At 57.6% G+C, this 23580-nt stretch carries 22 protein-coding genes; 14 read left to right on the top strand and 8 right to left on the bottom strand.

Going from position 1 to position 23580, the window contains the following annotated elements; all coding sequences use genetic code 11:
• Window positions 1-65: 65 nt before the first annotated feature.
• Both mdtQ and B498_RS13365 read left to right on the top strand, forming a co-directional pair.
• Window positions 66-1484, top strand: coding sequence for a multidrug resistance outer membrane protein MdtQ (gene mdtQ, locus B498_RS13360; RefSeq protein ID WP_008500907.1), 1419 nt, complete (start codon window positions 66-68; stop codon window positions 1482-1484).
• A gap of 50 nt (window positions 1485-1534) precedes the next feature.
• Window positions 1535-2299, top strand: coding sequence for an SDR family oxidoreductase (locus B498_RS13365; RefSeq protein ID WP_008500906.1), 765 nt, complete (start codon window positions 1535-1537; stop codon window positions 2297-2299).
• Window positions 2300-2381: 82 nt separating this feature from the next.
• On the opposite strand, the gene B498_RS13370 is transcribed toward B498_RS13365, so the two are convergent.
• Entirely contained in the window at window positions 2382-2954 is a 573-nt protein-coding gene (locus B498_RS13370; protein WP_008500905.1) for a DedA family protein, read from the bottom strand.
• A 157-nt stretch (window positions 2955-3111) separates the two neighbouring features.
• Between B498_RS13370 and B498_RS13375 the strand changes: the two genes are divergently transcribed.
• Both B498_RS13375 and pbpG read left to right on the top strand, forming a co-directional pair.
• Window positions 3112-3699: a Yip1 family protein gene (locus tag B498_RS13375; protein WP_008500904.1), complete on the top strand. Its 588-nt coding sequence runs from the start codon at window positions 3112-3114 to the stop codon at window positions 3697-3699.
• Between the two features lie 167 nt (window positions 3700-3866).
• Window positions 3867-4790, top strand: a complete 924-nt coding sequence (gene pbpG / locus B498_RS13380; protein ID WP_008500903.1) for a D-alanyl-D-alanine endopeptidase — start codon at window positions 3867-3869, stop codon at window positions 4788-4790.
• An 83-nt stretch (window positions 4791-4873) separates the two neighbouring features.
• On the opposite strand, the gene B498_RS13385 is transcribed toward pbpG, so the two are convergent.
• Together B498_RS13385 and dld are read right to left on the bottom strand one after the other, a co-directional pair.
• On the bottom strand, window positions 4874-5428 hold the full coding sequence (locus B498_RS13385) for a GNAT family N-acetyltransferase (protein WP_008500902.1): 555 nt from the start codon (window positions 5426-5428) through the stop codon (window positions 4874-4876).
• Window positions 5429-5539: 111 nt separating this feature from the next.
• Window positions 5540-7288, bottom strand: coding sequence for a D-lactate dehydrogenase (dld, locus tag B498_RS13390; protein WP_008500901.1), 1749 nt, complete (start codon window positions 7286-7288; stop codon window positions 5540-5542).
• Between the two features lie 189 nt (window positions 7289-7477).
• Here dld and bglX point away from each other — a divergent pair, with 189 nt between their 5' ends.
• From bglX to B498_RS13415, 5 genes are all read left to right on the top strand, one after another.
• Window positions 7478-9775, top strand: coding sequence for a beta-glucosidase BglX (bglX, locus tag B498_RS13395; RefSeq protein WP_008500900.1), 2298 nt, complete (start codon window positions 7478-7480; stop codon window positions 9773-9775).
• Window positions 9776-9922: 147 nt separating this feature from the next.
• Window positions 9923-10840, top strand: a complete 918-nt coding sequence (locus B498_RS13400; protein WP_008500899.1) for an ABC transporter substrate-binding protein — start codon at window positions 9923-9925, stop codon at window positions 10838-10840.
• 12 nt (window positions 10841-10852) lie between these two features.
• Window positions 10853-12010 carry an ABC transporter permease gene (locus tag B498_RS13405; protein WP_008500898.1) on the top strand — a complete coding sequence of 386 codons (1158 nt, stop codon included), beginning with the start codon at window positions 10853-10855 and terminating at the stop codon, window positions 12008-12010.
• Window positions 12003-12953 carry an ABC transporter ATP-binding protein gene (locus B498_RS13410; RefSeq protein ID WP_008500897.1) on the top strand — a complete coding sequence of 317 codons (951 nt, stop codon included), beginning with the start codon at window positions 12003-12005 and terminating at the stop codon, window positions 12951-12953. The genes B498_RS13405 and B498_RS13410 overlap by 8 nt, the downstream gene beginning before the upstream one ends.
• Window positions 12937-13674: an ABC transporter permease gene (locus tag B498_RS13415; RefSeq protein WP_008500896.1), complete on the top strand. Its 738-nt coding sequence runs from the start codon at window positions 12937-12939 to the stop codon at window positions 13672-13674. Before B498_RS13410 ends, B498_RS13415 begins: the two co-directional genes overlap by 17 nt.
• Here B498_RS13415 and B498_RS22710 read toward each other — a convergent pair.
• Together B498_RS22710 and mlrA are read right to left on the bottom strand one after the other, a co-directional pair.
• Complete coding sequence (locus B498_RS22710) at window positions 13649-13762, bottom strand: protein YohO (RefSeq protein WP_008500895.1); 114 nt, start codon at window positions 13760-13762, stop codon at window positions 13649-13651. The two genes, B498_RS13415 and B498_RS22710, sit on opposite strands and share 26 nt — an antisense overlap.
• A gap of 69 nt (window positions 13763-13831) precedes the next feature.
• On the bottom strand, window positions 13832-14572 hold the full coding sequence (gene mlrA, locus B498_RS13420) for an HTH-type transcriptional regulator MlrA (protein WP_008500894.1): 741 nt from the start codon (window positions 14570-14572) through the stop codon (window positions 13832-13834).
• A gap of 218 nt (window positions 14573-14790) precedes the next feature.
• On the opposite strand from mlrA, the gene B498_RS13425 reads away from it, so the two are divergent.
• Genes B498_RS13425 through B498_RS13435 form a run of 3 tightly spaced genes read left to right on the top strand, consistent with a single transcriptional unit; the run spans window position 14791 to window position 17706 of the window.
• On the top strand, window positions 14791-16476 hold the full coding sequence (locus B498_RS13425) for a sensor histidine kinase (RefSeq protein WP_032622865.1): 1686 nt from the start codon (window positions 14791-14793) through the stop codon (window positions 16474-16476).
• Complete coding sequence (gene btsR / locus B498_RS13430; protein WP_008500892.1) at window positions 16470-17189, top strand: two-component system response regulator BtsR; 720 nt, start codon at window positions 16470-16472, stop codon at window positions 17187-17189. Before B498_RS13425 ends, btsR begins: the two co-directional genes overlap by 7 nt.
• Window positions 17190-17235: 46 nt before the next feature.
• Window positions 17236-17706, top strand: coding sequence for a DUF1456 family protein (locus B498_RS13435; RefSeq protein WP_008500891.1), 471 nt, complete (start codon window positions 17236-17238; stop codon window positions 17704-17706).
• Between the two features lie 110 nt (window positions 17707-17816).
• Here the strand turns inward: B498_RS13435 and metG are convergent, their stop codons facing one another.
• Window positions 17817-19850, bottom strand: coding sequence for a methionine--tRNA ligase (gene metG / locus B498_RS13440; protein ID WP_008500890.1), 2034 nt, complete (start codon window positions 19848-19850; stop codon window positions 17817-17819).
• A gap of 137 nt (window positions 19851-19987) precedes the next feature.
• Here metG and apbC point away from each other — a divergent pair, with 137 nt between their 5' ends.
• Window positions 19988-21097, top strand: coding sequence for an iron-sulfur cluster carrier protein ApbC (apbC, locus tag B498_RS13445; protein WP_008500889.1), 1110 nt, complete (start codon window positions 19988-19990; stop codon window positions 21095-21097).
• A 92-nt stretch (window positions 21098-21189) separates the two neighbouring features.
• Here apbC and B498_RS13450 read toward each other — a convergent pair whose 3' ends face one another.
• Both B498_RS13450 and B498_RS13455 read right to left on the bottom strand, forming a co-directional pair.
• Window positions 21190-21675 carry a GNAT family N-acetyltransferase gene (locus B498_RS13450; RefSeq protein ID WP_008500888.1) on the bottom strand — a complete coding sequence of 162 codons (486 nt, stop codon included), beginning with the start codon at window positions 21673-21675 and terminating at the stop codon, window positions 21190-21192.
• Window positions 21620-21952: an RcnB family protein gene (locus B498_RS13455; RefSeq protein WP_008500887.1), complete on the bottom strand. Its 333-nt coding sequence runs from the start codon at window positions 21950-21952 to the stop codon at window positions 21620-21622. The genes B498_RS13450 and B498_RS13455 overlap by 56 nt, the downstream gene beginning before the upstream one ends.
• Before the next feature lie 489 nt (window positions 21953-22441).
• Between B498_RS13455 and B498_RS13460 the strand changes: the two genes are divergently transcribed.
• Complete coding sequence (locus tag B498_RS13460) at window positions 22442-23578, top strand: polysaccharide export protein (RefSeq protein WP_008500886.1); 1137 nt, start codon at window positions 22442-22444, stop codon at window positions 23576-23578.
• Window positions 23579-23580 lie beyond the last annotated feature (2 nt).

Here is a 23580-nt window from a genome sequence, read left to right as displayed (position 1 = left end):
CATTACTAAAAAAATAAAGAGAATCGAGCGTAATTTGCGCCTTTATTTTTTGAGTTTATGGCGTCATGAAACGTTCTCTTATTTTATCTCTGAGTGCTCCCTTCGTTTTTATTCTGGCGGCCTGTGCGCCTGAACATGCCACGGTATCTCCCATTAAAACGCAAACCACGGCGGCGTCGGTGAATACGGTTCTGAATCATCAGGACTGGCCGAAAAATGAGTGGTGGAAAGCATATAACGATCCGGAACTTAACGGGCTTATTGCGAAAGCATTAAGCGATGCGCCGGATATGCAGATTGCCCGTCAGCGCATTACGCTTGCGGAAGCCCAGGCCAAAGCGGCTATGGCTGCCGACGGTCCGCAGATTGATTTTTCAGCGGATGCCGAACGTCAGAAAATGTCCGCCGAGGGGCTGATGGGGCCCTTTGCCATTACCGACCCGGCGGCAGGGACAACCGGGCCGTGGTACACCAACGGCACCTTTGGCCTGACGGCAGGCTGGGATCTCGATCTGTGGGGAAAAAATCGCGCGCAGGTCGAAGCCCGGATTGGCAAAGTGAATGCGCAAAAAGCGGAGCTGGAGCAGACCCGTCAGCTGCTGGCCAGCAGCGTGGCGCGGCTCTACTGGGAGTGGCAAACGCAGGCCGCCGTGGGGGAGGTCCTCGCGCAGATTAAACATGAGCAGGACAATATTATCGGTGCCGATCGCGAGCTGTATCAGCACGGGATCACCTCCTCCGTGGAGGGCGTTGAAACGGATATCAACGCCAGCAAAACCGAAGAGCAGCTGGCCGAAGTCAACGGGAAAATGAAAGCCATTGAGGCGCGCCTGGTCGCGCTGACGAACGCCTCCTCCGTGAAGCTGACGCGGCACGCTTTGCCAACGGTGGAAGCCTCGCTACCGTCGACGCTCGGCTATGAACTGCTGGCACGCCGTCCGGATCTGCAGGAGGCGCACTGGTATATCGAAGCCTCCATGAGTGAAGTGGAGGCCGCCCGAGCGGCGTTTTATCCTGACGTGAACCTGATGGCGTTCTTACAGCAGGATGCCCTCCATCTGAGCGATCTGTTCCGTTCGTCCGCGCAGCAGATGGGCGTGACCGCCGGGCTGACGCTGCCGATTTTCGACAGCGGCAGGCTTAACGCCGGGCTGGATATCGCTCAGGCGCAGAACAACCTTTCAGTAGCCAACTACAACAAAGCGGTGGTAGAGGCCGTCAATCAGGTGGCACACACGGCCAGTGAAGTCGAAACGCTCATGGCGAAAAACAGCCACCAGCAGCAGGTTGAAAAAGATGCGGCACGGGTTGTAGCGCTGGCGCAGGCGCGTTTCAGCGCGGGGATCGTTGCGGGCTCCCGGGTCAGTGAAGCCAGAATACCGGCCCTTAAAGAGCACCTCGAAGGACTGCTGCTGAAGGGGCAGTATGTGGACGCCACGCTGCAGCTGACCTCCGCGCTGGGCGGTGGCTATCATCATGGCTAAAAAAGGTCATTAACTATACTTACCTCTTTGCAGTTTTTCAGGAGGTGAGTATGACCAGAGTAGCGATTGTGACCGCATCGGATTCCGGGATCGGTAAAACCACGGCCCTGATGCTGGCAGAGCGCGGGTTTGATATTGGCGTCACCTGGCACTCGGATGAGAAAGGGGCGCTGGAAACCTGCCGTGAAGTCGAAGCGCAGGGGCAGCGCGCGGAGGCTGTCCATCTTGATCTAAGCACACTGCCGGAAGGCGCTGAGGCCATAGAGACGCTGATTGCGCGCTTTGGCCGGCTGGACGTGCTGGTCAATAATGCAGGGGCGATGACCAAAGCGCCGTTCCTCGAGATGCCGTTTGACGACTGGCGGAATATTTTCACCGTCGACGTGGACGGTGCGTTTCTCTGTTCACAGATAGCCGCAAGGCAGATGGTGAAGCAGGGGGAAGGGGGGCGGATTGTGAACATCACCTCGGTGCATGAACACACGCCTCTGCCGCAAGCGAGTGCCTACACGGCGGCAAAACACGCGCTCGGCGGCTTAACCAAATCCATGGCGATGGAGCTGGTGAAGCACAACATTCTGGTGAACGCCGTCGCGCCGGGTGCGATTGCCACGCCGATGAACGACATGGACGACAGCGAAGTGAAGGAAGGCTCCATGCCGGAAATCCCGCTGGCCAGGCCGGGCCACACAAAAGAGATTGCCAGCCTGGTGGCGTGGCTGTGTGACAGCGACGCCAGCTATACAACAGGGCAATCGTTTATCGTCGACGGGGGCTTTATGCTGGCGAACCCGCAGTTTAAGCCGGAGGGATAGATTCCCCTCTCCCTGTGAGAGAGGGTATTTTTAGTTCCCTCTCCCTGTGGGAGAGGGTTAGGGTGAGGGCATCAGGCCGCACTCACTCCTCATCCCGCGTCTTTTCACGGTGCTTCAGCCACAGTCGCACCGCAATCACCGCCACAACCACCAGAATCAACCACGCCCAGTGCTTCAGGTGCTGGTCGAGATTATGCAGCCAGGGCGCAATCACTTCCCCCCCTACATAACCGAGCGTCGTAAAGATCAGCGCCCAGGCAATCGCGCCCACAATATTGAGCGGCAGAAAAATTTTGGGCGGCAGATGGCTGGCGCCAATCAGTATCGGCCCGATAATGCGAAAGCCATACATAAAGCGCGTGCCAATAACGAACAGGTAGGGATGACGTTGAATGAGCCGCTGAGCGCGGCGGATTTTCTTCTGATGCTTTGCGAAACGCTTGAGCAGCGTGGGCCCAAAGCGCAGCCCCAGAAAGTAGAGCAGCTGATCGCCTATCATCCCGCCCAGCGCGACCGCGGCAACAACCAGCGGGAACTTCAGTAACCCCTGATGCGCGGCGACGCCCCCTAACAGCGTGATGGTTTCACCTTCTGCCACGCTGCCGATGACCAGCGCGGCATAGCCATATTGCTCAATGAGTGCGTTAATATCCATTACGTAACGGTTTTCTCCCTCTGCGTGCCTCGTTTAATCATATACCCCTTGAATCAACGGCGGGGAAATCAACGGAAATTTCCCACTGTACATAAAATAATCTAAAGCCTGCATTATACTTAAGGTATCGCTGACGGGCCGACAACAAGGGGGCGCTATGAACCATGTCTGGGGACTTTTCTCCCATCCCGATCGTGAAATGCATGTCATTAAAAGTGAGAACGAAACGGTCTCGCATCATTACACGCACCACGTGCTGCTGATGGCCGCGGTGCCGGTAATATGCGCTTTTATCGGAACGACACAAATCGGCTGGAACTTCGGTGACGGCACCGTGGTTCAGCTTTCCTGGTTTACCGGACTCTATCTTGCCATCATCTTTTATGGGCTGATGCTGGCGGGGGTGGCGGTCATGGGGCGCGTCATTCACTGGATGGCGCGTAACTATCCGCAGCGTCCATCGCTGGCGCACTGTATGGTCTTTGCCGGGTATGTCGCGACCCCGCTGTTCTTAAGCGGTATTGTTGCGCTCTATCCACTGGTCTGGCTGTGCGCGCTGATCGGTACCATTGCCCTCTTTTACACCGGTTATCTGCTGTATCTGGGGGTTCCTACCTTCCTGAATATCAATAAAGAAGAGGGGCTGAGCTTCTCGAGCTCAACGCTCGCCATCGGGGTGCTGGTGCTGGAGGCGCTCCTGGCGCTGACGGTGATTCTTTGGGGTTATGGATACCGACTCTTCTGAGTTCACTGCATTGCTGGCGTAAATGCCAGCAATGCAGCATCCGTTCACGATTATCCTCTGGCGACAACGCCCGCTGACGGCTATGATGCCGAGGCCAGCCTGTGTTTATCCAACAACCCAGGCGGTGTACGTCATAACGTGCGTGAATAATTATCAGAAGTCTCACCATGCTGAAATTCCGAGTCTCTTTACTTAGCCTGGCGCTGTTGCTGGGTGCGTCCGCAGTCGTACCGGCCGTCGCCAAAACGCCCGCGGTGACCACCGCTGCTGCTCAGCCGCAAATTGCGTCCGGCAGCGCGATGATTGTCGATCTCAACACCAATAAGGTGATTTACGCCAGCCATCCGGACCTGGTGCGACCGATCGCCTCAATTACCAAATTAATGACCGCGATGGTGGTGCTTGATGCCCATCTGCCGCTGGACGAAAAACTGAAAGTGGATATTAGCCACACGCCGGAGATGAAAGGGATCTACTCCCGCGTGCGGCTGAACAGTGAGATCAGCCGTAAAAATATGCTGCTGCTGGCGCTGATGTCGTCTGAAAACCGCGCGGCGGCGAGCCTGGCGCACCACTATCCGGGCGGCTACGACGCGTTTATCCGCGCGATGAACGCGAAAGCCAAAGCGCTGGGGATGAACAATACGCACTATGTGGAACCGACGGGTCTGTCGATCAACAACGTCTCCACGGCGCGCGATCTGACGAAAATGCTGATTGCCAGCAAACAGTACCCGCTGATTGGTCAGCTCAGTACCACCCGTGAAGAGATGGCGACCTTTGCGAACCCGGCCTATACGCTGCCGTTCCGCAATACTAACCATCTGGTATACCGGGATAACTGGAATATTCAGCTAACCAAAACCGGCTTTACCAACGCGGCGGGACACTGTCTGGTGATGCGCACCGTATTTAACGGTAAACCGGTGGCACTGGTAGTGATGGATGCCTTCGGCAAATATACGCACTTCGCCGACGCGAGCCGCCTGCGTACCTGGATTGAAACAGGAAAAGTGCAGCCTGTCCCGGCCGCGGCATTGACGTATAAAAAGCAAAAAGCGGAGCAGATGGCGACGGCGCAGAACGACTGAGCCGTCTGTCAGCGCCGGGTGGCGGCTTTGCCTTACCCGGCCTACAAACACTAAAAACGGTAACCCAGGTTACCGTTTTGCGTTTATTCCGGCAGCGTCCAGTCACCATCGTTGAGCGGGCGCTGCATAATCACCGTATCCCGCCAGTCACCTTTCTTGTAGCCTACGCTGCGCAGCTGACCGACAATCACGAAACCATGTTTTTTATGCAGACGTAACGAGCCGGCATTGTTATTGCCATCTCCTACCACGGCAATCATCTGCCGCCACGGCCCTTGCTCGCAGCGTGCGATCAGTGCATCCATCAGTGCCGTGCCAAAACCGCGCCCGGTGATGCTGGCATCCACGTAAATCGACTCTTCCAGGGTATAGCGGTAGGCGTGTCGCGGTCGGTAAGGGGTGGCATAGCAGTAGCCCACCACAATGCCGCGGTACAGCGCGATAAGCCACGGTAAACCGTTCTCCGCCACGCTTTTCATGCGATGACGCATTTCGTCAATAGTCGGGGGGACTTCTTCAAATGACGCGCGCCCGTGAAGCACATGCCAGGCATAGATCGCGGCAATGGCATGCACATCATCGGGACGGGCGTCGCGCACTTCCAGCTCGGTCTCGGATAAAACATCAATAGCCGACATGATGTGCCTGCTCCTCTTATCGAAGGCCGGAGACACGTTTCTCCGGCGATAAGCGGTTACTCTATTACGATTAAGGAGCGCTTAACAATCTCTCAAATTTGGCTGTAGGAATTAATCAGACGTTTGCGTTATGTGCCGCTCCTCGTCTGCGCTCTCTTTCCAGTATTTCTTCCGCGTTGTTTTACCGATGCCGGGATTCATGCTGTTTGTAGGGTCATTCGCGCGATAAAACTGCTTAAGTGCGTCAGGGGCTTTATAAAGATGTCCGACGTTGTGTTCCGCAGGATATTGTGCGCCGCGTTCACGCAGAAGGGCGAGCATCTGCTCCTTCAGTTCGTGTGCATCGACCCCTTTCTTGACGATGTAATCCTGATGGAAGACATAGCACATAAAGTGGCCGTAATAGAGCTTGTGCACCAGCTTGCTGTCGATTTCCGGCGGCAGGTGTTCAAACCACTCGGTGTCGTTACGCCGCAGGGCGATATCGAGCGCCAGAATATCTTCCACCTCTTCGGAATGTACCGCCTGATATCGGATGGCGGCCCCTGCGGCGGCAAAGCGGTGCAGGAAGGCTTTGCTGCCCTCTTCTGGCGTACAGGCAAAGAAATCCCCTTCGGCGGTTTTAAAGAATTCGGTCAGCCAGGCCTGCGCTTCGGCGATCCCGTCTCCGGCCATTTTCAGCAGCAGGTGATGTTCGTACCTGTCGCGCCAGGTTTTCATCCTCTCCGGCAGATGCGCCGGGAAAACGTTGCCCAGCTTCTGCATAAAGCGGTCGGTGAAGTGGGGTTTGAACAGCGACACTTTCTCCAGCATCGCGTCGGTACGGCCCTTCATGGTGAAGAAGAACGGCATTTTGTCGGTGCCGAGCTTGTCGATCATCAGGAACGTGTCTTTGCCGTAGCGCTCGGCGATGTCGTAAATGTCCCGGTGCATGTACTCGCCCGCCACCGGCAGATGGGTGAATTCGCCCAGAATATGACGGCGGATCTCCGTCAGAACCTCAGGCTGGTTGGTGCCGATGTAGAATACCTGCTGCTTTTTCTCGGCCGGGAAGGTGTCCAGACGTACCGCAAAAACGGCCAGCTTGCCCGCGCAGCCGGAGGATTCAAACAGGCGATCCGGGTCGGCGTTATAGCGCGCCGGCGTATCGGCATTGATATCCCGCACGCGGGTCACGTAGTCATGATCGTGCGCATGGCGACCGTCGTGCTGAACGTCTTCATCCTTCACGCGATCGTCGTCGAGCTTGCTGAGGATCTGTTCTGGCGTGACGCCGAGATCGATTCCCAGGTGGTTCACCAGCGTCAGCTTGCCGTTTTCGTCAATACGGGCAAACAGGGACATCTCGGTATAGGCGGGGCCGCGCTGCACCAGCGAGCCACCGGAGTTATTGCAGATCCCACCGACCACCGAGGCGCCAATGCAGGAGGAGCCGATCACCGAGTGCGGTTCGCGGCCCAGCGGCTTAAGCGCTTTCTCGAGGGAGTAGAGCGTCGTGCCGGGGAACGCGAGCACCTGCTCGCCCTTGTCCAGCAGGTGCAGCTTGTCGAGGCGCAGGGTGCTGATAATCACGATGTCACGATCGTAATCGTTGCCGTTCGGCGTGGAGCCTTCGGTCAGGCCGGTGTTGGCCGCCTGCATTAAAATAATCTTGTCGGCGGCGACGCAGGCGCTCAGGACGCGCCACAGCTCCAGCAGCGTGCCGGGGAAAACCACCGCCAGCGCCTCGCCCTGACCGGAGCGGAAGCCCTTGCGGTAGCGGGCGGTTTTAGCCGGGTCGGTAAGCAGGTGAGAGGAGCCAACCAGGCGCGACAGTTCGTTAATAAAGGTTTTGTTATCGTCAGTTCGAACAGAAGACATCTTCCACTCCTTGTGGTGGGGCAAATTTCTCGCTGTAAAGCATAGCGCGATTAACTGTTAAGCGGTCGAGTATTCACGAGAAAAATCAGAGAATAACCCTGCAACGATCGGAGGGTTTGTGGCACACTGCGCTTTTCGCACGGTATGGCCGAGATCGTCCGGCGGTTATTGATGAGAGAGTAAAACGACATGAAATGGCTATGTTCTGTAGGTGTCGCCGTCAGCCTGGCGCTGCAACCTGCGCTGGCAGAGGATTTGTTTGGCAATCACCCGCTCACGCCTGAAGCGCGGGACGCGTTTGTCACGGAATTGCTCAAGAAAATGACGGTCGATGAGAAAATCGGCCAGCTGCGTCTGATCAGCGTCGGCCCGGATAACCCGAAAGAGGCCATCCGCGAGATGATCAAAGACGGGCAGGTAGGTGCCATCTTTAATACCGTCACCCGCCAGGATATCCGCAAGATGCAGGACCAGGTGATGGATCTCAGCCGCCTGAAAATTCCCCTGTTCTTTGCCTACGACGTGGTGCACGGCCAGCGTACCGTCTTCCCCATCAGCCTCGGCTTAGCGTCTTCCTTTAACCTCGACGCGGTGAAAACCGTCGGGCGCGTGTCGGCTTATGAAGCGGCGGACGACGGGCTGAACATGACCTGGGCGCCCATGGTGGACGTCTCGCGCGATCCGCGCTGGGGCCGCGGCTCGGAAGGCTTTGGTGAAGATACGTTTTTAACCTCCACGATGGGTAAAACCATGGTGGAAGCGATGCAGGGCAAGAGCCCGGCGGACCGCTACTCGGTGATGACCAGCGTCAAGCACTTTGCGGCCTACGGCGCGGTGGAGGGCGGTAAAGAGTACAACACCGTCGACATGAGCCCGCAGCGCCTGTTCAACGACTACATGCCGCCGTACAAGGCAGGGCTGGATGCGGGCAGCGGCGCGGTGATGGTGGCGCTGAACTCGCTGAACGGCACGCCTGCGACCTCTGATTCCTGGCTGCTGAAAGACGTTCTGCGCGACCAGTGGGGCTTTAAAGGCATCACCGTTTCTGACCACGGCGCGATTAAAGAGCTGATCAAGCATGGTACCGCCTCCGATCCGGAAGACGCGGTGCGCGTGGCGCTCAAGTCCGGCATCAACATGAGCATGAGCGACGAGTATTACAGCAAGTACCTGCCGGGGCTGGTGAAGAGCGGCAAGGTGACGATGGCGGAGCTGGACGATGCCACCCGTCACGTGCTGAACGTGAAATACGACATGGGGCTGTTTAACGATCCGTACAGCCACCTGGGGCCGAAAGATTCTGACCCGGCAGATACCAATGCCGAAAGCCGCCTGCACCGCAAAGAGGCGCGTGACGTCGCGCGCGAAAGCCTGGTGCTGCTGAAGAACCGCCTCGACACGCTGCCGCTGAAAAAATCCGGCACCATTGCCGTGGTGGGGCCGCTGGCCGACAGCAAGCGCGACGTCATGGGCAGCTGGTCTGCGGCGGGCGTGGCTGACCAGTCCGTGACCGTGCTGACCGGTATCAAGAGTGCCGTCGGTGAAAACGCCAAAGTGGTTTACGCCAAAGGGGCGAACGTCACCAACGATAAAGATATCGTGACCTTCCTCAACCAGTACGAGGAAGCGGTGAAGGTCGATCCGCGCACGCCGAAGGAGATGATTGACGAAGCGGTGAACGCCGCGAAGCAGTCTGACGTCGTTGTTGCGGTCGTGGGTGAAGCGCAGGGTATGGCGCACGAAGCCTCCAGCCGTACCGATATCACCATTCCACAGAGCCAGCGCGATCTGATCGCCGCCCTGAAAGCCACCGGCAAGCCGCTGGTGCTGGTGCTGATGAACGGTCGTCCGCTGGCGCTGGTGAAGGAAGACCAGCAGGCTGACGCCATTCTGGAAACCTGGTTCGCCGGTACCGAAGGCGGTAACGCCATCGCCGACGTGCTGTTTGGCGATTACAACCCGTCGGGCAAGCTGCCGATGTCCTTCCCGCGCTCCGTCGGGCAGATTCCGGTGTACTACAGCCACCTGAACACCGGTCGCCCGTATAACGCCGACAAGCCGAACAAGTACACCTCTCGCTACTTCGACGAAGCTAACGGCCCGCTCTATCCGTTTGGTTACGGCCTGAGCTACACCACCTTCAAGGTCTCCGACGTGAAAATGTCGGCGCCGACCCTGAAGCGTGACGGCAAGGTCACCGCCAGCGTTGAGGTGACCAACACCGGCAAGCGCGAAGGGGCTACGGTGATCCAGATGTACGTGCAGGATGTCACCGCGTCGATGAGCCGTCCGGTGAAACAGCTGCGCGGTTTTGAGAAGGTCAACCTGAAGCCGGGGGAAACCAAAACCATCAGCTTCCCGATCGACGTGGATGCGCTGAAGTTCTGGAACCAGCAGATGAAATACGATGCGGAACCGGGCAAGTTTAACGTCTTTATCGGCGTGGACTCCGCCCGCGTGAATAAAGGCGAGTTCGAGCTGCTGTAACCTTTCCCTCCTTTGCCTCCCCCCGTCCTGCGGGGGAGGCGTCTTACCTTATGCTAAAAAGGCATTTTGACGGTTAATTCCGCCGTTTTAAGCTACGCTTTTCTCTCAAGCCTCTGAAAAAGGCAGCAAAAAAATGAGGATAGCGGAATGACGATTGCAAAGGGGATGTTGGGATCTGCGGTGTTACTGGCGGCGCTGAGCCTGCCGTTACAGGCGGCGGAGCCGGTAAAAGTGGGTTCGAAGATCGATACCGAAGGCGCGCTGCTCGGCAATATTATTTTGCAGGTGCTGGAAAGCCACGGCGTGAAAACGGTCAATAAAGTTCAGCTCGGCACCACGCCCGTCGTGCGCGGCGCGATTACCTCCGGCGAGCTGGATATCTACCCGGAATACACCGGCAACGGCGCATTCTTCTTCAAAGATGAAAACGATCCGGCATGGAAAAACGCCAAAGCCGGGTATGAGAAAGTCAAAAAGCTGGACGCGGAACAGAACAAACTGGTCTGGCTGACCCCGGCACCGGCCAACAATACCTGGACTATCGCCGTGCGCAAGGACGTGGCGGAGAAAGGGAAGCTGACTACCCTGGCGGATCTCAGCCGCTACCTGAAAGAGAAGGGCGACTTTAAGCTTGCGGCGTCGGCGGAGTTTATCGAGCGTCCTGACGCGCTGCCCGCGTTTGAAAAAGCCTACGACTTCAAGCTCGACCAGGCGCAGCTTCTCTCGCTGGCGGGCGGGGATACCGCGGTGACCATCAAAGCGGCGGCACAGCAAACTTCCGGCGTTAACGCGGCCATGGCCTACGGCACCGACGGCCCGGTGGCGGCGCTTGGCCTGCAGACCCTGACCGATCCAAAAGGTGTACAGCCAATTTACGCGCCGACCCCGGTGGTGCGTGAGGCGGTGCTGAAAGCGTACCCGGACATTGCAGAATGGGTCAAACCGGTCTTCGAAAAGCTGGATGAAAAAACGCTGCAGCAGCTGAATGCCAGCATTGCCGTCGAGGGGCTGGATGCCAAAAAAGTGGCCGCCGACTTCCTGAAACAACAAGGGCTTGTGAAGTAACGGGAAAAGGCTGTGCCAATAAAATGTCATAACCGCGTCCTGCTGCTGCTGGCCTGCGTGGCCATCGCGGCGGTCGCGTTACCGTTTGTCAACGTTGCCCCAAACCGCCTGATGTCGGGGGAGGGAAAAGCGCTCTGGCAGGTCTGGTCATTTACGCCGGGGTGGCTGGCGGCGGCGCTGGGCGCGTGGGTGATCCTGTCGCTCTGGCAGGGACGCCCGGCCCAGTGGCTGACGCTGCTTCTTTCTGAAGGGCTGTTTATTCTCCTGTTCTGGAGCGCCGGGCTGGCGGCGACGCATATGGCCTCGGCGGAAAGCCCGCTGGCGAGAACCACTATCGGCAGCGGCCTGTGGCTGTGGCTGGCGCTCTGCCTGCTGGCCTGCAGCGATGCGATTCGTCGACTCATCCCCAGCGCCGTCTGGCGATGGGTGCTCAATGCGCAGATATGGTGTATTCCTTTACTCCTGCTGTTCAGCGGGGAGCTGAACAACCTCTCGCTGTTAAAAGAGTATGCCAACCGTCAGGAGGTGTTTGATGATGCCCTCGCGCAGCACCTGACGATCCTCTTCGGTACGCTCTTTCCGGCGCTTCTGGTTGGGATCCCCCTTGGTATGTGGTGCTATCGCCATCCTTCACGCCAGGGCGGGGTTTTTACCGTGCTCAACGTTATCCAGACCATTCCTTCCGTCGCGCTGTTTGGCCTGCTGATTGCGCCGCTGGCCGGGCTGGTGAAGTCGTTTCCGGCGCTGGGAATGCTGGGAATAGCCGGAACGGGATTAACGCCCGCGCTTATCGCGCTGGTGCTGTATGCCCTGCTGCCGCTGGTACGCGGCGTGGTCGCGGGCTTAGGTCAGGTCGCACCTGACGTGCTGGAAAGCGCCCATGCGATGGGAATGAGCGCGCGGCAGTGTTTCTGGAAAATTCAGCTGCCGCTGGCGCTGCCCCTGCTGTTGCGCAGCCTGCGGGTGGTGGCAGTCCAGACCGTCGGCATGGCGGTGATTGCGGCGCTGATTGGCGCGGGCGGCTTTGGCGCGCTGGTCTTCCAGGGGCTGCTGAGCAGTGCCCTGGATCTGGTGTTATTGGGCGTGGTGCCCACGATTGCGCTGGCGGTGGTCGTCGACGCATTGTTTGCCTTATGGCTCGCGCTGCTCGGGAGAAGAGCCAATGATTGAATTTCATGATGTCAGTAAAACCTTTGCCGGTCGCCCGGCGGCGAGCCACCTGAACCTGAACTTTGCCGAGGGGGCGTTTTCCGTGCTGATTGGCACCTCCGGGTCGGGCAAATCCACCACCCTGAAGATGATCAACCGGCTGGTGGAGCATGACAGCGGGCTGATCCGCTTTGCCGGGGAAGAGATCCGCAGCCTGCCGGTGCTGGAGCTGCGCCGTCGGATGGGCTATGCCATACAGTCTATCGGCCTGTTTCCGCACTGGACGGTGGCGCAGAACATCGCCACCGTGCTGCAGCTGGAGAAATGGTCGCGGACGAAAATCGCCGAACGTGTTGATGAGCTGATGGCTCTGCTGGGGCTAGAGCCCGCGCTGCGCGACCGCTATCCGCACCAGCTTTCCGGCGGGCAGCAGCAGCGCGTGGGCGTGGCGCGCGCGCTGGCGGCCAACCCGCAGGTGCTGCTGATGGATGAACCCTTCGGCGCGCTGGATCCGGTCACGCGCGGCGCGCTGCAGGCGGAGATGACCCGCATTCACCGCATTCTCGGACGCACGATCGTACTCGTGACGCACGATATTGATGAAGCCCTGCGCCTGGCTGACCATCTGGTGCTGATGGATCATGGCGAAGTTGTGCAGCAGGGCTCGCCGCTTGAGCTGTTAACCTGGCCGAAGAACGACTTTGTGCGCGAGTTTTTTGGCCGCAGCGAGTTGGGCGTCAGGCTGCTCTCCCTGCGAACGGTCAGCGACTATATGCGTCGGGAGGCGGCGCCGGTGAGCGGCGAACCGCTGCAGGCGCAGATGAGCCTGCGGGATGCGCTCTCCGCGTTTGTCGCGCGCCAGTGCGAAGTATTGCCCGTTTCGGATGCCCGGGGCGCGCCGTGCGGCACCTTACACTTTCGCGATCTGCTGGCCGGGGAGGTGACGCGTGAAGGCACTGCGTGATCCGCTTCTCTGGCTGGTAGCGCTCTTTGTCGGCTTACTGTTTCTGATGCCCCACAGCGCGGCGCTGTTTAACAGTCTCTTTCCCGGGCTGCCGCGGCCGGTGTATCAGCAGGAGAGCTTCATTAATCTCGCCCTGGCGCATCTCTGGCTGGTGGCGCTCTCAAGCGCCATCGCGGTTGTGCTGGGCGTGGGGGCGGGCATCGCGGTCACGCGGCCCGCGGGCCGGGAGTTTCGCCCGCTGGTGGAGACGATTGCGGCCATCGGACAGACGTTTCCCCCGGTGGCGGTGCTGGCGATAGCGGTGCCGGTGATGGGCTTTGGCCAACAGCCTGCCATCATTGCGCTGATTCTGTACGGCGTATTGCCGGTGCTGCAGGGCACGCTGGCGGGCCTCGCGGCGGTACCTGCGTCCGTGCTGAGCGTGGCGGAAGGGATGGGGATGAGTCGCGGTCAGCGGCTGCGCAAGGTTGAACTGCCGCTAGCGGCACCGGTTATCATTGCCGGGATCCGCACGTCGGTCATCATTAACATCGGGACGGCGACCATTGCGTCGACGGTCGGCGCTAATACGCTGGGCACGCCGATCATTATCGGCTTAAGCGGGTTTAATACGGCGTATATTGTGCAGGGAGCGCTGCTGGTTGCGCTGGCGGCAATCGTCGTCGATCGCGCTTTTGAGCGGCTGGCGCTGTACCTCAGCCGACACCGCCGCGAACAATAAACGAGTATCCTGCCAGCATCACGCCGCCGATACCGCTTACGGCCATCAGGACAAAAAGGGTAATAATGGCCAGTTTGGTTGCCTTCATCATGTGCTCCTGTTGTTAACGGAACAATTATACGGTGAAGCGCAGCTGTTAATGAACCATTAAATGCCGTTATGGCTCATCCGGACCGAGGGAATAGACCGGGTAACCATTCTCACGCCATTCCGTCAGCAGCTGTTGCTGCGAGGCGGACGGCACTTCGCCACACCAGACCAGCAGGGTCTGGCCGTCGAAAAACTCAGGTCTGAGCTGCGCCAGCGAGTGCGCCAGAACATCCACGCGCCAGCCCTTCTGGGTGGCAATCCACGCTTCCAGCCACAGGCGGGTGGTGTCGTGTACGTTCCAGCCGACAACCAGCGCATCTTTTCCGGCTTTGTTCTTCGCTGAGGCAAGGCAGACGGCAATGTAGTTGATCAGCACGCCGTCGAGCATGCTGAGCAGCGCCTGCAGGGTGGACTGCTGGCACTGCAGGCGTCGCCGGAGCGGAATGAAAAGATGGGATATCAGCGTCTGCGCCGGGTAATCGCGACCCTGCTCTTTTATCCATCCACGCAGGCGCTGCAGGTTGCCCGCCTGCAGGAGCCGCAGCAGGGTTTCCTGTTGTTCGCGCCAGAGATGTTGCGTATCCGGGTCGTCGTGGCTCAGCAGGGACTTCACTTTCCCAACCTGCACGCCGTTGTCGATCCAGCTTTTGATTTCGCGAATGCGGTCGATATCGTCATCATTAAAAAGGCGATGCCCACCGTCGGTCCTCTGCGGTTTGAGTAATCCATACCGTCGCTGCCACGCCCGTAGGGTAACGGGATTGATATCACAAAGGAGTGCCACTTCACCGATCGTGTAAAGCGCCATATTCGCCCCCTGGCTTACGCGTCCCCAGCTTAACTGTAGACCCACTTTGCCGAACCAGGAAGAATTGATTGTTTTTTGCACAAAGAATGCGAAGCGTATGCGATATTCTGAAAAAGGTGTGATAACGGGCACGATTTTACGCTTTTTTGGGATGCTTCAAAGAAAGTTGAGCCGCATCCGTGTATGTTACGCGTTTTTTAGCGTGTGCGGTTTTGAGTATGTACGAGTTTAACCTGGTGCTGCTGTTGCTTCAGCAGATGTGCGTGTTTCTGGTCATTGCCTGGCTGATGAGCAAAACGCGCCTGTTTATCCCGCTGATGCAGGTCACCGTCCGTCTGCCGCACAAATTCCTCTGCTACGTCGTATTTTCCATATTCTGCATTATGGGGACCTGGTTTGGTCTTCATATCGAAGACTCTATTGCCAATACGCGCGCTATCGGCGCGGTGATGGGCGGGCTGCTCGGCGGTCCCGTCGTCGGGGGGCTTGTCGGTTTAACGGGGGGGCTGCATCGCTATTCCATGGGCGGGATGACGGCGCTGAGCTGTATGATCTCCACGATCGTTGAAGGGCTTCTCGGCGGTCTGGTGCACAGCTATATGATCAAGCGCGGTCGCCCGGACAAGGTATTTAGTCCGCTCACCGCCGGTGCCATTACCTTTGTGGCCGAAATGGCGCAGATGGCGATCATTCTGCTGATTGCCCGTCCGTTTGAGGATGCGCTGCACCTGGTCAGCAGCATTGCCGCTCCGATGATGGTGACCAATACCGTGGGCGCGGCGCTGTTTATGCGCATCCTGCTCGACAAGCGCGCCATGTTTGAGAAGTACACCTCGGCCTTTTCCGCCACGGCGCTGAAGGTTGCCGCCTCGACGGAAGGGATCCTGCGCCAGGGGTTCAACGAAGAGAACAGCATGAAGGTGGCCCAGGTGCTCTACAAGGAGCTGGATATCGGCGCGGTGGCGATAACCGATCGGGAAAAGCTGCTGGCCTTTACCGGTACGGGCGACGATCACCATCTGCCGGGCAAGCCGATCTCCTCAGCCTATACGCTGCGCGCCATCGAAACCGGCGAGGTGGTGTATGCCGACGGTAACGAAGTGCCTTACCGCTGTTCGCTGCATCCCCAGTGCAAGCTGGGCTCCACGCTGGTGATTCCGCTTCGCGGCGAGAATCAGCGGGTGATGGGCACCATCAAGCTGTATGAGGCGAAAAACCGTCTGTTCAGCTCCATCAACCGCACGCTGGGGGAGGGGATCGCCCAGCTGCTGTCCGCGCAAATCCTCGCCGGGCAGTATGAGCGGCAGAAAGCCCTGCTGACGCAGTCGGAGATTAAGCTGCTGCATGCGCAGGTCAATCCGCATTTCCTGTTCAACGCCCTCAATACGCTCAAAGCGGTGATCCGCCGCGACAGCGATCAGGCCGCGCAGCTGGTGCAGTTTCTGTCGACCTTTTTCCGCAAGAACCTGAAACGGCCGTCGGAGATCGTGACCCTCGCCGATGAGATTGAGCACGTGAATGCCTATCTGCAGATTGAGCAGGCGCGTTTCCAGTCGCGTCTGCAGGTGTCGCTCTCCGTGCCGGACGAGCTGGCGTATCAGCATCTTCCGGCCTTTACCCTGCAGCCGATTGTCGAAAACGCCATTAAGCACGGTACATCACAGCTGCTGGGAAGGGGGGAGATAACCATTGCCGCCAGCCGATTCAACCATCACCTGGTGCTGGATATTGAAGATAATGCCGGGCTTTATCAGCCTTCCGCCTCCGGCGGATTAGGGATGAGCCTGGTGGATAAACGCCTGCGCGCCCATTTTGGCGATGACTGTGGCATTACCGTCGCCTGCGAGCCCGACCGATTTACCCGTATTACCCTACGACTGCCGCTGGAGGAAAACGCATGTTAAAAGTGCTGATTGTGGATGACGAGCCGCTGGCACGGGAAAACCTGCGCGTTCTGCTGCAGGAGCAGCCGGATATTGAGATTGTGGGGGAGTGCGCCAACGCCATTGAGGCTATCGGCGCGGTGCACAAGCTGCGCCCGGACGTGCTGTTCCTTGATATTCAGATGCCCCGCATCAGCGGGCTGGAGATGGTCGGCATGCTTGACCCGGACCATCGTCCCTACATCGTGTTTCTGACGGCGTTCGACGAATATGCCGTTAAGGCCTTTGAGGAGCATGCGTTTGATTATTTACTCAAGCCGATTGAAGAGAAGCGTCTGGATAAAACGCTCACCCGTTTACGCCAGGAGCGCACCGTGCAGGACGTCACGCTGCTGGCGGAGAACCAGCAGCCGCTGAAGTTTATCCCCTGCACCGGGCACAGCCGGATCTATCTTCTGCAGATGGATGATGTGGCCTTTGTCAGCAGCCGCCTGAGCGGGGTATTTGTTACCAGCGCGGAAGGGAACGAAGGGTTTACCGAGCTGACCCTGCGCACGCTGGAGAGCCGCACGCCGCTGATTCGCTGTCACCGCCAGTACCTGGTGAATATGGCGCATCTGAAGGAGATCCGCCTGGAAGATAACGGCCAGGCCGAGCTGGTGCTGCGCGCCGGGCAAACCGTCCCGGTCAGCCGCCGCTACCTGAAGAGTTTGAAAGAGGCGATTGGGCTGTAAAGCTGGTACACTGCGCGCCATTGCATCATCGACATTCGAAGGCACTATGCTAAGTAACGATATTCTTCGTAGCCTGCGCTACACCCTGAAAGCGAACAATAACGACATGGTGCGCATTCTTGCGCTTTCCGACATGGAATCCACGTCTGCCAGTTTTGACACGTGGATGACCAAAGAAGACGAAGAGGGGTTTGTCCGCTGCCCTGATATCATTCTGTCGGGCTTCCTGAACGGCCTGATTTACGATAAGCGCGGCAAAGATCCGGCCGCGCCAGAGCTGGCGCTGGAGCGTCGGGTGAACAACAACACGGTGCTGAAAAAGCTGCGTATCGCGTTCTCGCTGAAAACGGACGATATCGTGGCGATCATGACCGAGCAAAAATTCCGCGTATCCGTGCCGGAAGTGACCGCCATGATGCGCGCACCGGATCATAAAAACTACCGCGAGTGCGGCGACCAGTTCCTGCGTAATTTCCTGCGCGGGCTGACCCACCGGGTGCATCACCCGAAGGCGTGATGTTTAGCCGGGTGGCGGCTTCGCCTTACCCGGCCTACAAAACCCGTAGGCCCGTGCAGGCGTAGCGCCGCCGGGCAAAAAAAAGCCGGAGATAATCTCCGGCTTTTTTGTTATTTCACCTGCTGGCCCGGCTTCGCGCCTTCGTCAGGGCTTAACAGAAAGATATCTTTCCCGCCAGGGCCTGCGGCCATCACCATCCCCTCAGAGATGCCGAAGCGCATTTTGCGCGGCGCCAGGTTCGCCACCATCACGGTCTGACGGCCGATCAGCACCTGCGGATCCGGATAGGCAGAGCGGATCCCGGAGAAGACGTTGCGCTTCTCGCCGCCCAGATCCAGCGTCAGGCGCAGCAGCTTGTCAGAGCCGTCCACGAACTCCGCGTTCTCGATCAGCGCCACGCGCAGGTCGACTTTGGCGAAATCGTCAAAGGTAATGGTTTCCTGAATCGGATCGTCCGCCAGCGGGCCGGTGACCGGTGCCGCAGCTGCCTTCACCTCTTCTTTAGAGGCTTCCACCAGGGCTTCAACCTGCTTCATCTCGATGCGGTTGTACAGCGCTTTGAAGGTGTTGACCTTGTGGCCGAGCAGCGGCTGCTGAATAGCATCCCAGGTCAGTTCGGTGTTCAGGAACGCTTCAGCGCGGGCTGCCAGCTGCGGCAGAACCGGCTTCAGCCAGGTCATCAGCACGCGGAACATGTTCAGACCCATGGTGCAGATCGCCTGCAGGTCGGCGTCACGGCCTTCCTGTTTCGCGACCACCCACGGGGCCTGCTCGTCCACATAGCGGTTGGCAACGTCGGCCAGCGCCATGATTTCGCGAATCGCTTTACCGAATTCACGGCTTTCCCAGGCTTCGCCAACCGCAGCGGCGGCATCGGTGAAGGTTTTATACAGCGCCGGATCGGCCAGTTCGGCAGAAAGCACGCCGTCAAAGCGCTTGGCAATAAAGCCCGCGTTACGGGACGCCAGGTTCACCACCTTGTTCACGATGTCCGCGTTCACGCGCTGCACGAAATCTTCCAGGTTCAGGTCGATATCGTCGATGCGGGAAGAGAGCTTCGCGGTGTAGTAGTAGCGCAGGCTGTCCGCGTCGAAGTGGTTCAGCCAGGTGCTGGCCTTGATGAACGTCCCGCGGGACTTGGACATCTTGGCGCCGTTCACCGTCACGTAGCCGTGAACAAACAGGTTGGTTGGCTTGCGGAAGTTGCTGCCTTCCAGCATGGCCGGCCAGAACAGGCTGTGGAAGTAAACGATGTCTTTGCCGATGAAGTGGTACAGCTCGGCGGTAGAGTCTTTCTTCCAGTATTCGTCGAAGCTGACGGTGTCGCCACGCTTGTCGCACAGGTTCTTGAAAGAGCCCATGTAGCCGATTGGCGCGTCCAGCCAGACGTAGAAGTATTTGCCCGGCGCGTTCGGGATTTCGAAGCCAAAGTACGGCGCATCGCGGGAGATATCCCACTGCTGCAGGCCGGATTCGAACCACTCCTGCATCTTGTTCGCTACCTGCTCCTGCAGCGCGCCGCTGCGGGTCCATGCCTGCAGCATTTCGCTGAAGGACGGCAGGTCGAAGAAGAAGTGCTCGGAGTCACGCATCACAGGCGTGGCGCCGGAAACCACGGATTTCGGCTCGATAAGCTCGGTCGGGCTGTAGGTCGCGCCGCACACTTCGCAGTTATCGCCGTACTGGTCCGGGGATTTACATTTCGGACAGGTGCCTTTGACGAAGCGGTCCGGCAGGAACATGCCTTTTTCCGGATCGTACAGCTGAGAGATGGTGCGGTTTTTGATAAAACCGTTCTCTTTCAGACGGGTGTAGATCAGCTCCGACAGCTCGCGGTTTTCGTCGCTGTGCGTGGAGTGATAGTTGTCATAGCTGATGTCAAAGCCAGCAAAATCGGTCTGATGCTCCTGACTCATTTCGGCAATCATCTGCTCCGGGGAGATCCCCAACTGCTGCGCTTTCAGCATGATCGGCGTGCCGTGGGCATCGTCCGCACAGATGAAGTTAACCTCGTGGCCGCGCATTCGCTGGTAACGGACCCAGACATCAGCCTGGATATGCTCCAGCATGTGGCCGAGGTGGATTGAGCCGTTGGCGTACGGCAGTGCGCACGTTACCAGAATTTTCTTCGCGACTTGAGTCATAGTAGGCATTACTTCTTTTAACTGTGAAAAGGGTTTTTGATATTACCAAAAGGGGCATTATTAAGTAAGCACAAACCACGGCCTTTCAGGTAAACTTGTTCATCTAAGGTCTTATTCACAAGAACAAAGGAGTCGGGATGAGTTCTCAATCCCAGGCCAAATCACCGGAAGCCTTACGAGCAATGGTCGCCGGGACGCTGGCTAACTTTCAGCATCCAACCCTGAAGCACAATCTCACTACGCTGAAAGCGTTACACCACGTTGCCTGGCTGGACGACACGCTGCACGTTGAGCTGCAGATGCCGTTCGTCTGGACCAGCGCCTTTGACGCGCTGAAAGAGCAGACCAGCGCCGAGCTGCTGCGCATTACCGGCGCGAAGGCGATCGACTGGAAGCTGAGCCACAGCATCGCCACGCTGAAGCGCGTGAAAAACCAGCCTGGCGTCAACGGCGTGAAAAACATCATTGCCGTCAGCTCGGGCAAGGGCGGGGTGGGGAAATCCTCTACTGCCGTAAACCTGGCGCTGGCGCTGGCAGCGGAAGGGGCAAAGGTCGGTATTCTTGATGCCGACATCTACGGCCCGTCTATTCCAAACATGCTGGGCGCGGAAAACCAGCGTCCAACCTCGCCCGATGGGACCCACATGGCGCCGATCATGGCGCACGGTCTGGCGACCAACTCCATCGGTTACCTGGTGACTGACGATAACGCCATGGTCTGGCGCGGCCCGATGGCCAGCAAAGCGCTGCTGCAGATGCTGCAGGAGACGATGTGGCCGGATCTGGATTATCTGGTGCTGGACATGCCGCCGGGCACCGGTGATATTCAGCTCACGCTGGCGCAGAACATTCCGGTGACGGGTGCCGTTGTGGTGACCACGCCGCAGGATATCGCGCTGATCGACGCCAAAAAAGGCATCGTGATGTTCGAGAAGGTGGAAGTGCCGGTGCTCGGTATCGTTGAGAACATGAGCATGCACATCTGCAGCAACTGCGGTCACCATGAACCTATCTTCGGTACGGGCGGGGCAGAAAAACTGGCTGCGAAGTATCACACCCAACTGCTGGGACAGATGCCGCTGCACATTACCCTGCGTGAAGATCTGGACAGCGGCAAGCCGACGGTCGTCAGCCGTCCGGACAGCGAATTTGCAGAGATGTATCGTCAGCTGGCGGGACGCGTTGCGGCGCAGCTTTACTGGCAGGGCGAAGTCATCCCGGGCGAAATCGCGTTCCGCGCGGTGTAATACCTCTTCGCTTAGTGCCGGGTGGCGGCTTCGCCTTACCCGGCCTACGAAATACGGTTTTGTAGGTCAGGTAAGCGAAGCGCCACCTGACTTTACCCAAGCCGATAATGCATCAAATAATACTCTCCCTCCGGAGAATCCCCCGTCGCCTCAATGTGCCAGCCGTGCCGCTGGTAAAACGCGACAGCCCGCGCATTCTTCACCAGACACTTAAGCGAACCTGTACTGGTAAACGTCTTCTGCACCTGTTCCAGAAGCATTTTCCCGACGCCGTGGCTTTGATACTGCGGGTCAACAAAGAGGTTGTGCAGAAAATTATCGTTCGCCCAGACGGAGGCAAAGCCCAGGCGATGGCCGTTCTGCGTGGCAACCCAAATCACTTCGTCACGGGTGGCCGCGTCAAAGTCTTCCAGCTGCCAGTCTGAACTGTCCAGCCATGGCCAGGCCTCACGCCGGGCGTGGAGAAAGAGCGTGCGCAGGAAAGGACGATCGCTTTCCTGCCAGGGGCGGATCAGAATGGTCTTAGCGGTGATAGAAAATATCTCCGTTATAGGCTTTGTAGATTTTGCCGTCCGCATCGCCGATCAGCACGTAGTTCTCGCCCATGTAGGTCCAGTGGGTTCCGGCATCCGGAGCCGGCAGGTTTCGCAGCTGGTACTGTTTGATGGTGTACTCCGGCGTTTGATACTGCGCCGGCGCCGTGTCGCCAATCTTGAATTTCGTGAAGTCAGCGATGAACTCTTGTTCTTCATAGGCCTTGATGCCGGAGGGTGCAGCGGCCGTTTGCGGGGCAGAGAATGCGGATCCCGCCAGAGACAGTAATACACCCAGAAGCAGCAGTTTACGCTTAGCCATTTTTTCTCCAGTGATATCGTTACAGATACTTTTCGTCTGCGGGACGTCGAAAGCGAAGCAGACAGTCCATTTTAAGTATCAACGCAGGGTATGTTTGAAAAAAAAATGTAACAAAAGTGGACGGTTTTGTGTAGCCCAATTGCGTGATGTTTATCAGTATCGGGAATATTGTCGATGCATTATATTTTTAATATTTATCATTTCATTAATTAATTCTGAAAATAACTTTCCATATCAAAGTTAGAAAGCGAGGCGAATGCTTTCTCTCTGAAGAGTATTCAATATTGCCTCCGGATGAAGCGTGCTGACATCCGTTTTTTTAACCAGGTCGAGTATAGGATCTGTTTTTTAAAGCGCGGGTGAGGTGTGTTTTATAAGGGCAGGAAGTTCATCTCTCATAAGCATAATTGATTACATTTCATGGGGTTGGATTGGGTCTTTTTACAGGCTTAACGATAAACGCAACGTTAAAAAGAAATATTTATATTAATGAAAAGTACAACTGCATTTTCGCTGTTATTTCTCAGTATTAGTCAGTTAACAGGGTGTGTTTTTTCACCTGGTCAGAACTTAAGTGTGTCAGGTAAGAAAGTTATTTCGGCGGAAGAGGCAAATTATCAGCTTGATAAGCGCGTGGAAATTTTTCCGCTGACGCCGGAGTGGATTGAAAAACTGCGCCCGCCCGTGTCGAAATCTCAGGCAAATCCTAATCTGGACAAGCAGATCAAAAACTGGGAATACCGTATTGGCGCAGGCGACATCCTGACGGTCACCGTCTGGGATCATCCTGAATTAACAACGCCCGCAGGACAATATCGTAGCGCGAGCGATACAGGCAACTGGGTCAACGCTGACGGTACGCTCTTTTATCCCTATGTCGGTAAACTGCGGGTGGCAGGAAAAACGGTTTCACAGGTACGTGAAGAGATTACGGCTCGACTGGATAGCGTCATTGAGAGCCCGCAGGTGGACGTCAGCGTAGCCTCCTTCCGTTCACAAAAAGCCTACGTCACCGGAGAGGTGGAAAAATCGGGTCAACAGCCGATAACCAATATTCCGCTGACGGTGATGGATGCGATTAACGCCGCGGGTGGGCTCTCGGCGGATGCCGACTGGCGTAACGTAGTGCTCACACACAATGGACAGGACGCCCACCTCTCACTCTATGCCCTGATGCAGCATGGCGATTTGACCCAAAATAAGCTGCTTTATCCTGGCGATATCCTGTTTGTTCCCCGGAACGACGCGCTGAAAGTGTTCGTAATGGGCGAGGTGGTGAAACAGAGCACCCTTAAGATGGATCGTAGCGGCATGACGTTGGCCGAGGCCCTGGGCAATGCCGGGGGGCTTAACCAAAATATGGCCGATGCAACCGGCATTTTTGTTATTCGCCAGGTATCGAAAAAAGGTGACACCGACAAAATCGCCAATATCTATCAGCTGAATGCGGAAGATGCTTCAGCCATGGTGCTGGGTACGGAATTCCAGCTTGAGCCGTATGACATTGTCTACGTCACCACGGCACCGCTATCGCGCTGGAATCGCGTGATCTCCCAACTGGTGCCCACCATCAGCGGCGTACATGACCTGACCGAAACCGTTCGTAACATCCGATCGTGGCCGTAGTC

The sequence above is a fragment of the Enterobacter sp. SST3 genome (genome assembly GCF_000286655.1).
Taxonomy (GTDB): Bacteria; Pseudomonadota; Gammaproteobacteria; order Enterobacterales; family Enterobacteriaceae; genus Enterobacter; species Enterobacter roggenkampii.
This window is presented reverse-complemented; position numbering and strand designations above follow the sequence as displayed.

Coding starts and splice junctions, on each gene's coding strand:
- mdtQ (WP_008500907.1), top strand. CDS start 66: ATGAAACGTTCTCTTATTTTATCTCTGAGTGCTCCCTTCGTTTTTATT.
- B498_RS13365 (WP_008500906.1), top strand. CDS start 1,535: ATGACCAGAGTAGCGATTGTGACCGCATCGGATTCCGGGATCGGTAAA.
- B498_RS13370 (WP_008500905.1), bottom strand. CDS start 2,954: ATGGATATTAACGCACTCATTGAGCAATATGGCTATGCCGCGCTGGTC.
- B498_RS13375 (WP_008500904.1), top strand. CDS start 3,112: ATGAACCATGTCTGGGGACTTTTCTCCCATCCCGATCGTGAAATGCAT.
- pbpG (WP_008500903.1), top strand. CDS start 3,867: ATGCTGAAATTCCGAGTCTCTTTACTTAGCCTGGCGCTGTTGCTGGGT.
- B498_RS13385 (WP_008500902.1), bottom strand. CDS start 5,428: ATGTCGGCTATTGATGTTTTATCCGAGACCGAGCTGGAAGTGCGCGAC.
- dld (WP_008500901.1), bottom strand. CDS start 7,288: ATGTCTTCTGTTCGAACTGACGATAACAAAACCTTTATTAACGAACTG.
- bglX (WP_008500900.1), top strand. CDS start 7,478: ATGAAATGGCTATGTTCTGTAGGTGTCGCCGTCAGCCTGGCGCTGCAA.
- B498_RS13400 (WP_008500899.1), top strand. CDS start 9,923: ATGACGATTGCAAAGGGGATGTTGGGATCTGCGGTGTTACTGGCGGCG.
- B498_RS13410 (WP_008500897.1), top strand. CDS start 12,003: ATGATTGAATTTCATGATGTCAGTAAAACCTTTGCCGGTCGCCCGGCG.
- B498_RS22710 (WP_008500895.1), bottom strand. CDS start 13,762: ATGAAGGCAACCAAACTGGCCATTATTACCCTTTTTGTCCTGATGGCC.
- mlrA (WP_008500894.1), bottom strand. CDS start 14,572: ATGGCGCTTTACACGATCGGTGAAGTGGCACTCCTTTGTGATATCAAT.
- B498_RS13425 (WP_032622865.1), top strand. CDS start 14,791: ATGTACGAGTTTAACCTGGTGCTGCTGTTGCTTCAGCAGATGTGCGTG.
- btsR (WP_008500892.1), top strand. CDS start 16,470: ATGTTAAAAGTGCTGATTGTGGATGACGAGCCGCTGGCACGGGAAAAC.
- B498_RS13435 (WP_008500891.1), top strand. CDS start 17,236: ATGCTAAGTAACGATATTCTTCGTAGCCTGCGCTACACCCTGAAAGCG.
- metG (WP_008500890.1), bottom strand. CDS start 19,850: ATGACTCAAGTCGCGAAGAAAATTCTGGTAACGTGCGCACTGCCGTAC.
- apbC (WP_008500889.1), top strand. CDS start 19,988: ATGAGTTCTCAATCCCAGGCCAAATCACCGGAAGCCTTACGAGCAATG.
- B498_RS13450 (WP_008500888.1), bottom strand. CDS start 21,675: ATGCGGACGGCAAAATCTACAAAGCCTATAACGGAGATATTTTCTATC.
- B498_RS13455 (WP_008500887.1), bottom strand. CDS start 21,952: ATGGCTAAGCGTAAACTGCTGCTTCTGGGTGTATTACTGTCTCTGGCG.
- B498_RS13460 (WP_008500886.1), top strand. CDS start 22,442: ATGAAAAGTACAACTGCATTTTCGCTGTTATTTCTCAGTATTAGTCAG.